Raw genomic sequence first — 9,709 nt, forward strand, 5'->3', positions numbered from 1 at the left:
CGCAACACCCTGCAGGCGCGGACCACGATGGCGACGGGTGCGGAGGCGCTGAAGACCTTCGCGGTCTCGCGGCTGCTGTTCGACAACGTGCCGCATGTGAAGGTGTTCTGGGTCATGCACGGTCTGTCGACCGCGCAGCTGGCGCTCAACCACGGCGCCGACGACATGGACGGCTCGGTCGTGGAGTACAAGATCACCCACGACGCGGACGACTACGGCACCCCGAACAAGCTGACCAGGGACGACATCCTCGACCTGATCCGCGACGCGGGCTTCCGCCCGGTGGAGCGCAACACCCGTTACGAGATCATCCGCGAGTACCCGGGCCCGGACGGCGAGCGCCGGGAGTCGCCGCAGCCCATGCGGGTGTGACGCGGGAGACAGCGTGCGGTGGGGCATGGGAGCGGCGGTAATGGCTAGTCTTTATTCATGACCCTTACCTGCGAGCTGGATCCGGTGATCGACGACGAGCTGTTCGACGGCATCCTCGCGCTCTGGACGGACGTGTCCAACGCGGGCGGTGCCGTCGGTTTCGTGCCGCCGGTGGTCCCCGAGGACATCCGCCCCGACCTGGAGCGCTCGCTCGCCGCCGTCGAGGCGGGGGAGCGGCGGCTGCTCATAGGCCGGGACGACGACGGCCGGATCGCTGCCACCGCGTTCCTGGCGTACAACAGCCACCGGCTGATGACGCACTGGCTCTGGCTCTACACGGTCATGGTCCACCCCGGCCACCAGGGCAAGGGGTACGGCCGCAGCCTGATGGCCGCCGTCGAGGAGGCCGCCCGTGGCTTCCACGGCGTCGAGGCGATCCGGCTGACCTGCCGCGGCGGCACCGGCGTCGACGACTTCTACGGCGGCTGCGGGTACAAGGAGGTCGGCCGCATCCCCGGGGCGATCCGCGTAGCCCCCGGCGACGACCGCGACGACATCGTCATGCTGCTGTCACTCTGACGGCGGCGGCCCCCTGAACGGCGCTGTCGCGCCGCGCGGCCGAGCCTGGTGGAATGATCGTTTTCGCGGCGTGCTTCACTGGAGGCATGTTCCGTTACACCGCACTGCGCTTCGGCCTCATCGTCGCCTGCTTCGGCGTCATCTGGGGTCTGGTCCGGCTGCACGCCCTGCCCTCCGGGCTCGGCGACTCGAACTACCTGTGGGTGGCCCTGCTCGCGCTGATCGTCTCGGCGCCGCTGAGCTTCGTCCTGCTGCGCGGACCGCGCGAGCAGGCGGCCGTCCAGGTGTCCCAGCGGGTCGACCGCGCGCGGCTGAACTTCGCCGCGAACGCGGGCGCCGAGGACGCCGCGGACGACGCCGAGCGCGAGGACGCGAGCCGCGAGAGCGCGGGCCGCGAGGGCGAGCCCCACACCGCCTGACGCACGCCGTCCGGCAGGCGCCGACCCACCGGTGCCACCCCCGACCACACGCACGCCCCGCCCGGGAACAGCCGTTCCCCGGCGGGGCGTTGTGCGTGTCGCGGGGTACGGCGTGGTGCCGCGCGCGAGCGGAACGCGTGCGGCCGGAACGCCCCAGGCCCTCTGGCGCCACCCCGTAGGCTTGCGGCGGGGTAACACAAGGGGAGAGGTGGGGCGGGTGGGAGTACAGAGCAAGCGGGTCCCGCGTGCGGTCAGGGAGCAGCAGATGCTCGACGCCGCGGTGACGACGTTCGCGCGGCGGGGGTACCGGGCGGCGTCGATGGACGATATCGCCGAGGCCGCGGGGGTCAGCAAACCACTGGTGTATCTGTATCTGCACTCCAAGGACGACCTGTTCAGCGCGTGCATCCGGCGCGAGGCGACCGCGCTCAAGGCGGCGGTGCAGGCGGCGGTGGAGCGCGGCGCGCCCGCCGACCGGCAGCTGTGGAGCGGGCTGCTCGGCTTCTTCGAGCACACCGCGGCGAATCCGGACGGCTGGACGATGCTCTACAGCCAGGCGCGGACCATGGGTGAGCCGTTCGCGGACGAGGTCGCCGCGATGCGCGAGGAGATGGTGCTCTTCGTGACCGAGCTGATCGCGGCCGCCGCGCGGCGGGCCGACTGCCCGGAGGAGCTGGCCGCCCGCGAGGTGGCACCGCTGGCACACGCCCTGGTCGGCGCCGCGGAGTCACTGGCGGGCTGGGGCGGCGGCCGGCTCGGCCACTCCGGCAAGGACAGCGCGGCCACCCTCATGAACTTCGCCTGGGCGGGCCTGGACAACCTGATGAACGGCCGCCCCTGGGAGCCGTCACGGACCCGGGCCCGGGCGTCAGCGGGCGACCGTTCCTGAACCGCCGACCGCGCCCGACACATGGAGCCGGTCGCCCGACCGCACCTCGAAGCGGTCGCCCGCGGCCCCGTAGCCGACGGTGGCCGGGAGCAGGATCGGCTTGTGGAACACGGCGCTGATCCGGGTGGCGGCCGGGGACTCGGCGGCGCACCGGGCCACCGTCCACATGCCGTGGGCGATGGCGCGCGGGAAGCCGAGCGGACGGGCGGTCAGCGGGTAGAGGTGGATCGGGTTGTAGTCGCCGGACACCCGGGCATGACGGCGCCCCAGATCCGCGGGCAGCGCCCACTCGGCGACCCGCGGCAGCGGACCGGAGGCGGGTGACGGCCCCGAGCGGTTCGCGGATACGGGCCCGCTCGCGGATACGGGCTCGGCCTCGGACGCGGGCTCGCTCGCGGATACGGGCCCGGCCTCGGACACCGGTCCGGTCCGCGGCGCGTGGCGGGCGAGGTAGGTGCTGCGGTCGGTCCAGGCGAGCTTCCCGTCGAGGCGGGCCTCGATGATCATCACGACCTCCGTGCCCCGCGGGTGCGGCCGCAGCCCGGCGGCGTAGGCGGCGAGTTCGGGGCGGTCGCCGGCGGTCAGCCGGTGGTGCGCCACGATGTCGATCGAGGTGTGCACCAGTCCGAGCAGCGGCAGCGGGAAGGTGCGCGCGGCCATGATCCGGGCGGTGAGCGGGAAGCCCAGGATGTGCGGGTAGGTGAGCGGCAGCGGTCCGGCGGCCGGGTGGCCGCAGACCCTGGCGTAGGCCGCCAGCCGGTCGGGGTCGACCGTCACATCCGGCCGGGTCAGCCGTACCGGGGGCAGCGCGGCGGCGGGGGACGGGCGCTTGCCGACGCCGGTGAGGACGCCCCGGCCGAGAGTGACGAGAAGCGGCACGGTCAGGCCCCCAGCAGCGACTGGCCGCAGACCCGAACGACCTGCCCGGTGACGCCGCCGGAACCCGCGGCGGCCAGCCAGGCCACGGTCTCGGCCACATCCGCCGGCAGCCCGCCCTGGCCCAGCGAGTTCAGCCGCCGGCCCGCCTCGCGGACGAACAGCGGGACGGCCGCCGTCATCTGCGTCTCGATGAAGCCGGGCGCCACCGCGTTGACCGTGATGCCCCGGTCGCGTACGCCGGAGTCGGCGGCCAGCGCGCGGACGAAGCCGATGATCCCGGCCTTGGACGCCGCGTAGTTGGTCTGCCCGGCGTTGCCCGCGATCCCGCTGATGGACGAGGTGGCGACGATCCGGCCGTGGTCGTTGACCGCGCCGCACTTGAGCAGATGGCCGGTGGTGCGCAGCACGCTGCCGAGGTTGACGTCGAGCACCGGTGCCCAGCGGTCCGCGGGCATGTTGGCGAGCCTGCGGTCGCGGGTGATGCCCGCGTTGTGGACCAGCGCGTCGAGCCCGCCGGGCACGGCGGCGGCGATCCGCTCGGCCGCGTCGGGGGCGGTGATGTCGAGGGCCAGCGCGGTGCCGCCGAGCCGGGTGGCGACGGCGGCCAGCGCGTCCGCGGCCTGCGGCACGTCCAGGCAGACCACGTGCGCGCCGTCGCGGGCCAGGGTGGCGGCGACCTGTTCGCCGATGCCGCGGGCGGCGCCGGTGACCAGCGCGGTGCGCGGCCCGGGCAGCCCGACGGGCAGGTCGGGGGCGGTGCCGACCTCGATGACCTGGCCGCTGACGTACGCGGACCGGGGCGAGAGCAGGAAGCCGAGGGTGGAGTCGGCGGCGGCTCCGGGCGCCAGCCGCAGCAGCTGGACGGTCGCGCCCCGGCCGATCTCCTTGGCCAGCGAGCGGGTCAGGCCCTCCAGCGCCTGCTGGGCGGCGGCCTGGTGCGGGTCGCCCGGGTCGATCCGCGCGCCCAGGACGACGATCCGCCCGCACGGGGCCAGTGACCGTACGAGTGGCTGCAGAGTGGCGTGCACCGCGCCGAGTCCGGTCGGGCCGGGCGCCACCGGGTCGGTGACGGCCGTGGCGTCCACGACGACGCCCGCGTAGCCGGTGTTCCCGGCGGGGGCGGCGTCGCCCGCGGTCAACCGGATGACGGGGCCGTCGAGTTCGGGGCTGTCGGCCGACCAGCGCCGCAGCGGGGTGGGCCGGGGCAGCCCGAGACGGCGGGTGAGGAAACGGCCGGGCGCTGTGCCGGGGAGGTGAAGGTAGCGATCGGCCATTGGCCTTCTCCTTACTCTGCAGTAAGTTTACCGGCGGTAAGGCTACTGGTGAGTCACCAATCCAGCAATGAGCCCCGGGGAACGCCCCGGTGAGCTTGGGAGGCCGCATGCAGACCGTCCGCCGTGTCGCCGTCGTCGCGGGCAACCGGATCCCCTTCGCCCGCTCCGACGGCCCCTACGCCACCGCCTCCAACCAGGACATGCTCACCGCCGCGCTCGACGGCCTCGCCGACCGTACGGGGCTGGCCGGCCAGCGGGTCGGCGAGTTCGCGGCGGGCGCCGTGCTCAAGCACGCCAGGGACTTCAACCTCGCCCGCGAGACGGTGCTCGGCAGCGTCCTCCACCCGGACACACCCGCGTACGACATCCAGCAGGCGTGCGGCACCGGGCTGCATGCGGTCTTCGCGGTCGCCGCCAAGATCGCCCTCGGCGTGATCGACTGCGGCATCGCGGGCGGCGCCGACACCACCAGCGACGCGCCGCTCGGCGTCAACGATGAACTGCGGCGCATCCTGCTGGCCGCGCGGCGGGCGAAGTCGGCCGGCGGCCGGGCCCGCGCGCTCTCCGCCGTACGGCCGCGGCACCTCGCGCCCGACATCCCGCGCAACGCGGAGCCGCGCACCGGCCTGTCCATGGGCGAGCACGCGGCGCTGACCGCCGAACGCTGGGGCATCACCCGGCAGGCACAGGACGAACTGGCCGCCACCAGCCACCAGCGGCTCGCCGCCGCCTACGACCGCGGCTTCTTCGCTCCGCTCGTCACCCCCTACCGCGGCCTCGACCGCGACCAGAACCTCCGCCCCGACTCCACGCCCGAGGCGCTGGCCCGGCTCAAGCCGGTGTACGGCGGCGCCGACGGGACCATGACGGCGGGCAACTCCACCCCGCTCACCGACGGCGCCGCCGTCGTCCTCCTCGCCACCGAGGAGTGGGCCCGCGAGCGCGGGCTGACCCCGCTGGCGTTCCTCACCGGCTACGAGACCGCCGCCGTCGACTACGTGAGCGGCGACGAAGGGCTCTTGATGGCGCCCGCCTACGCCGTGCCCCGCATGCTGGCCCGTGCCGGGCTCACCCTCGCCGACTTCGATCTCTTCGAGATCCACGAGGCGTTCGCCTCCCAGGTGCTGGCCACGCTTGCCGCGTGGGAGGACACGTCCTACTGCGTAGGGCGGCTCGGTCTCGACGGGCCCCTCGGTTCCGTCGACCGCTCCCGCCTCAACACCGCCGGGTCCTCGCTCGCCACCGGCCACCCCTTCGCCGCCACCGGCGCGCGGATCGTGGCGACCCTTTCGCGACTCCTCGCCGACCGGGGCCGCCCCGGCCGCGGCCTCATCTCCCTCTGCGCCGCGGGCGGCCAGGGCGTCACCGCCATCCTGGAACACCCATGACGGTCACCTCGCGGTGTGCGGTGCCCCATTGCGGGTGCCGTGGCGCTCCCGGCCGCACCGGAAGTGCCCCGAAGGGGCGCGGGGAACTGCGCGGCCCGCCCCCACCGGCCGGTGGTCCGAGAACAACCGATCTGCCCCTCTGGGGCCGGTGGTGACCTGCAGCCACGCGGTGGCTGGTCGCGCAGTTCCCCGCGCCCCTGACGGGGCGCAGGTCTTCCGCGGGCGCCGCGCGAGGCGCAGTTCCCCGCGCCCCTGACGGGGCGCAGGCACTCCTTGTACGTACCCTCATCCACGTCTGGAGCCGGACGCATGGCGATAACGACCACCGGGGAACCGGAACTGCTCAGCGAGGGCACGCGCGTCGTGCAGGCCGCGGTGCCGCCGTTGGTGCCTCCCGCCAAAGGGAGCTTGGCGGACATCCCGTTCGTGAACGCGGCGGAGGCGCCGGGGGAGGCGCTGCTGAGCCGGAAGGACGCGGGAGGCCAGTGGCATGACGTGACCGCGGCGGAGTTCCGCCAGGAGGTGGTGACGGTCGCGAAGGGGCTGATCGCGGCCGGACTGAAGCCGGGCGAGCGACTGGCCATCATGGCGAGGACGAGTTACGAGTGGACGCTGATGGACTTCGCGGGGTGGGCGGCCGGGCTGATCACCGTGCCGATCTACCCGACGTCCTCGGCGTCGCAGACGGAATGGATCCTGGAGGACTCCGGCGCCGCGGCGTGCGTGGTGGAGAGCGTGGACCAGACGCGGCTGGTCAGCGCCGGGCGCGCCGGACTGCCAGGGCTGCGCCATCTGTGGCAGCTCGACGCGGGCGCCGTCGGCCAGCTCGCCGCGCAGGGCCGTACGCTGCCCGACGCGCTGGTCGAGGGGCGGCGGGGCAACCTCGGCCCGGACTCGGTCGCCACCCTCATCTACACCTCGGGCACCACCGGCCGCCCCAAGGGCTGTGTGCTGACCCACGGCAACTTCTTCGCCGAGGTGGACAACGCCACCGAGCTGCTGCACCCGGTGTTCAAGTCGGTGAGCGACGAGCCCGCCTCGACGCTGCTGTTCCTGCCGCTCTCCCATGTCTTCGGGCGGATGGTCGCGGTGGGCTGCCTGCGGGCGCGGGTCAGGCTGGGGCACGCGCCGAGCATCGCCACCGAGGACCTCCTCGCCGACCTCGCCGGTTTCCGGCCGACCTTCCTGCTGGCGATCCCGTACGTGCTGGAGAAGGTCTACAACACCGGCCGGGCCACCGCGGAGAAGATCGGCCGCGCCGCCTCCTTCGACCGGGCGGCGAAGATCGCCCAGCGGTACGGCGAGGCGGTGGTGGCCCGCCAGGTCGGCACCGGGCGCGGCCCCTCGCTCGGGCTGCGGCTGGCGCACGCGCTCTACGACCCGCTGGTCTACCGGCGGATCCGGGCCGCGCTGGGCGGCAAGGTGAAGTACGCGATCTGCGGCGGCTCACCGCTGGGCAAGCGCCTCGCCGCCTTCTACGCGGGCGCAGGCGTCCTGGTCTTCGAGGGGTACGGCCTGACCGAGACCACCGCCGCGGCCACCGTCACCCCGCCGCTGCGCCCCCGGCTCGGCACGGTCGGCTGGCCGCTGCCGGGCACGGCGGTACGGATCGCGCCGGACGGCGAGGTGCTGCTGCGCGGCGGCCAGATCTTCGCCGGGTACTGGAACTCCGCCCAGGGCGTGCCCTCGGTGGGCGGCTGGTTCCCCACCGGGGACATCGGCGAGCTCGACGGCGACGGCTATCTGACCATCACCGGCCGCAAGAAGGAGATCATCATCACCGCGGGCGGCAAGAACGTGGCCCCGGCCCCGCTGGAGGACCGGTTGCGGGCCCATCCGCTGGTCGGCCAGTGCATGGTGATCGGCGAGAACCGGCCGTTCGTCAGCGCGCTGATCACCCTGGAGGAGGACGGCCTCACCCACTGGCAGCGCATGCACCACAAGGAGGGACTGCGGCCCGCCCAGCTGACCGAGGACCCGGAGCTGCTGGCCGAGCTGCAGAAGGCGGTGGACGACGCCAACTCGACGGTCTCCCAGGCCGAGTCGATCCGGAAGTTCCGGGTGCTGCCGGTGGGCTTCACCGAGGAGGCCGGGCATCTCACCCCGTCGATGAAGCTGAAGCGGGCGGCGGTCGCCAGGGACTTCGCCAAGGATGTGGAGGAGCTGTACCGCAGGCGCCGCTAGGCCCGTAAAGGCCGGAAGTCGGTGAAGCCCGGAAAAAGAGGCAGGGGCCCCGCACAGGTGCGGGGCCCCTTGGTACTGCAGGTTCGGGCGATTGATCTGTCCACCCTTGAGCTGGTCCGTGAAGGACTAGTTCGGGGTGACGTTCTCCGCCTGCGGACCCTTCGGGCCCTGCGTGACGTCGAAGGTCACCGGCTGGTTCTCCTCGAGGGAGCGGAAGCCGGAGGCGTTGATCGCGGAGTAGTGAACGAAGACATCCGGGCCGCCGCCGTCCTGGGCGATGAAGCCGAAGCCCTTTTCAGCGTTGAACCACTTCACGGTTCCGGTAGCCATAAAGCCCTCCTTGGGCCCAAAGGGTTGCCCTGCTCCAGAACCTGCAACTGCGAAGTCTGAAAACTACAAAAGCCTGCGGGTTACATGCTCCGCAGGCTCTGTACTGCAAGGGAAACCAAACTGCAACTTGCGATGAGCGTAGCACGCAGGGTCTTGGGCGGGGAAGAGTCTCAAGATCCGTCTTTTCGGGTCGTGGCATCCCCCTTCTGACCTCCCGCGGCGCACCCGCGCGGCCCCCTGCGCGGGCCCCGTGGAGGGCAGGAGTAGCGTCCGCCATGTGGACAAAACTGCGCGTGACGCCGAAACCGGCCGGACCCGCCCCAGGGTCGGCCACATCCAGTTCCTGAACTGCGTCCCCCTCTACTGGGGCCTGGCCAGAACAGGGGCGCTGCTCGATCTGGAGCTGACCAAGGACACGCCGGAGAAGCTCAGCACCCAGCTCGTCGAGGGCGACCTGGACATCGGCCCGATCACCCTTATGGAGTACCTGCGCCACGCCGACCAGCTTGTCGCGCTCCCCGACATCGCGGTCGGCTGCGACGGCCCCGTGATGTCGTGCGTGATCGTCAGCCAGCTCCCGCTGGACCGGCTGCACGGCGAGCGGGTCGCGCTCGGCTCCACCAGCCGCACCTCGGTCCGGCTGGCCGAACTGCTGCTGAGCGAGCAGTACGGGGTCACGCCCGACTACTTCCGCTGCCCGCCGGACCTCGCGCTGATGATGCAGGAGGCGCAGGCGGCCGTCCTCATCGGCGACGCCGCGCTGCGCGCCTCGCTGCACGAGGCGCCTCGGCTGGGCCTGACCGTCCACGACCTCGGCCAGATGTGGAAGGACTGGACGGGGCTGCCGTTCGTCTTCGCCGTGTGGGCCGCCCGCCGCGACTTCTACGAGGCGCAGCCCGAGGCGGTGCACGACGTGCACCGGGCCTTCCTCGCCTCGCGCGACCTCTCGCTGGAGGAGGTGCACAAGGTCGCGGAGCAGGCGGCCCGCTGGGAGTCCTTCGACGCGGACCTGCTGCGCCGCTACTTCACCACCCTCGACTTCTCCCTCGGCCCCGAACAGCTCGCGGGCATCGGCGAGTTCGCCCGCCGCGTCGGCTTCCCTCCCGCGGCCCGGGTGGAGCTGCTTCCCGGCCGCCTTGTCTGACCACGCCTGACCCCGGGACCGTCGAGGCCCTGGCGTACGCTGGGTTGGTCCGTCCGCCCCCTCCGAAGGGACTTCCCGGTGACCCCGGTGAGCGATTCCGCAGCCGTCCTCGCCCGTGCCGCCGACGGTGGGCGGATCACTCCGGAGGAGGCGCTCGATCTGTACCGGTCGGCGCCTCTGCACGCGTTGGGTGCGGCGGCCGACGCGGTGCGCCGGCGCCGGTACGCGGGCACCGAGCACATCGCCACGTA

General features: G+C 73.0%; 9 protein-coding genes and 2 pseudogenes. 8 read left to right on the forward strand and 3 right to left on the reverse strand.

Annotation, left to right across the window (positions count from 1 at the left end; genetic code table 11):
- From AB0M29_RS44435 to AB0M29_RS44450, 4 genes and pseudogenes are all read left to right on the forward strand, one after another.
- A pseudogene (locus AB0M29_RS44435) lies at window positions 1-372 on the forward strand (aminofutalosine synthase MqnE); the annotation flags it as partial.
- A gap of 57 nt (window positions 373-429) precedes the next feature.
- The gene (locus AB0M29_RS44440) at window positions 430-951 is read left to right on the forward strand and encodes a GNAT family N-acetyltransferase (RefSeq protein WP_365393423.1); all 522 of its coding nucleotides are present in this window, start codon (window positions 430-432) and stop codon (window positions 949-951) included.
- Between the two features lie 86 nt (window positions 952-1,037).
- Complete coding sequence (locus tag AB0M29_RS44445; protein WP_365393426.1) at window positions 1,038-1,370, forward strand: DUF4229 domain-containing protein; 333 nt, start codon at window positions 1,038-1,040, stop codon at window positions 1,368-1,370.
- A 265-nt stretch (window positions 1,371-1,635) separates the two neighbouring features.
- Window positions 1,636-2,259, forward strand: a complete 624-nt coding sequence (locus AB0M29_RS44450; RefSeq protein WP_365393442.1) for a TetR/AcrR family transcriptional regulator — start codon at window positions 1,636-1,638, stop codon at window positions 2,257-2,259.
- Here the strand turns inward: AB0M29_RS44450 and AB0M29_RS44455 are convergent.
- Entirely contained in the window at window positions 2,239-3,138 is a 900-nt protein-coding gene (locus AB0M29_RS44455; protein ID WP_365393429.1) for a MaoC/PaaZ C-terminal domain-containing protein, read from the reverse strand. The two genes, AB0M29_RS44450 and AB0M29_RS44455, sit on opposite strands and share 21 nt — an antisense overlap.
- 2 nt (window positions 3,139-3,140) lie before the next feature.
- Window positions 3,141-4,412 (reverse strand): 3-oxoacyl-ACP reductase, encoded by a 1,272-nt coding sequence (locus AB0M29_RS44460; RefSeq protein WP_365393431.1) that lies wholly within the window; start codon window positions 4,410-4,412, stop codon window positions 3,141-3,143.
- A gap of 107 nt (window positions 4,413-4,519) precedes the next feature.
- Between AB0M29_RS44460 and AB0M29_RS44465 the strand changes: the two genes are divergently transcribed.
- Both AB0M29_RS44465 and AB0M29_RS44470 read left to right on the forward strand, forming a co-directional pair.
- Complete coding sequence (locus AB0M29_RS44465) at window positions 4,520-5,800, forward strand: acetyl-CoA C-acetyltransferase (RefSeq protein ID WP_365393434.1); 1,281 nt, start codon at window positions 4,520-4,522, stop codon at window positions 5,798-5,800.
- Between the two features lie 309 nt (window positions 5,801-6,109).
- Complete coding sequence (locus tag AB0M29_RS44470) at window positions 6,110-7,984, forward strand: AMP-dependent synthetase/ligase (RefSeq protein WP_365393437.1); 1,875 nt, start codon at window positions 6,110-6,112, stop codon at window positions 7,982-7,984.
- A 126-nt stretch (window positions 7,985-8,110) separates the two neighbouring features.
- Here the strand turns inward: AB0M29_RS44470 and AB0M29_RS44475 are convergent, their stop codons facing one another.
- Window positions 8,111-8,314 carry a cold-shock protein gene (locus AB0M29_RS44475; protein ID WP_033177709.1) on the reverse strand — a complete coding sequence of 68 codons (204 nt, stop codon included), beginning with the start codon at window positions 8,312-8,314 and terminating at the stop codon, window positions 8,111-8,113.
- 277 nt (window positions 8,315-8,591) lie between these two features.
- Here AB0M29_RS44475 and AB0M29_RS44480 point away from each other — a divergent pair, with 277 nt between their 5' ends.
- Both AB0M29_RS44480 and AB0M29_RS44485 read left to right on the forward strand, forming a co-directional pair.
- Window positions 8,592-9,458: a menaquinone biosynthesis protein gene (locus AB0M29_RS44480; RefSeq protein WP_365393440.1), complete on the forward strand. Its 867-nt coding sequence runs from the start codon at window positions 8,592-8,594 to the stop codon at window positions 9,456-9,458.
- Between the two features lie 78 nt (window positions 9,459-9,536).
- Window positions 9,537-9,709: pseudogene (locus AB0M29_RS44485) on the forward strand (dehypoxanthine futalosine cyclase); the annotation flags it as partial.

Origin of the sequence: Streptomyces sp. NPDC051976 (assembly GCF_040680795.1) — a bacterium.
Classification (GTDB): Bacteria; Actinomycetota; Actinomycetes; order Streptomycetales; family Streptomycetaceae; genus Actinacidiphila.